The sequence below is a fragment of the Stenotrophomonas sp. AS012628 genome, assembly GCF_010608305.1.
Lineage (GTDB): Bacteria > Pseudomonadota > Gammaproteobacteria > Xanthomonadales > Xanthomonadaceae > Stenotrophomonas > Stenotrophomonas geniculata.
In genome coordinates, this window is the sequence record NZ_VMBJ01000337.1 from 1 (window position 1) to 207 (window position 207).

Consider the following 207-nt stretch of genomic DNA (forward strand, 5'->3'; position numbering starts at 1 on the left):
GAACCGGCCATGCGCACGCTCATCCTTTCCCTGCTGCTGCTCGTCGACCTCACCGCCCAGGCGGCGACCCTCGGCTTTCCCGCCCTGCCCGGCGGCGGCCTGGTCTACAAGCAGGTGCAGAGCATCCGCGAGCGGCGCTTCGCCGACCTGGTCGAGCAGAAGACCGATTTCAGCTGCGGCGCCGCGGCCCTCGCGACCATCCTGGAG

Annotated in this window: 1 pseudogene; it reads left to right on the forward strand. The window is 70.5% G+C overall.

Annotation, left to right across the window (positions count from 1 at the left end):
- Positions 1 to 207 (forward strand): annotated as a pseudogene (locus tag G5A07_RS22165) (hypothetical protein); the annotation flags it as partial.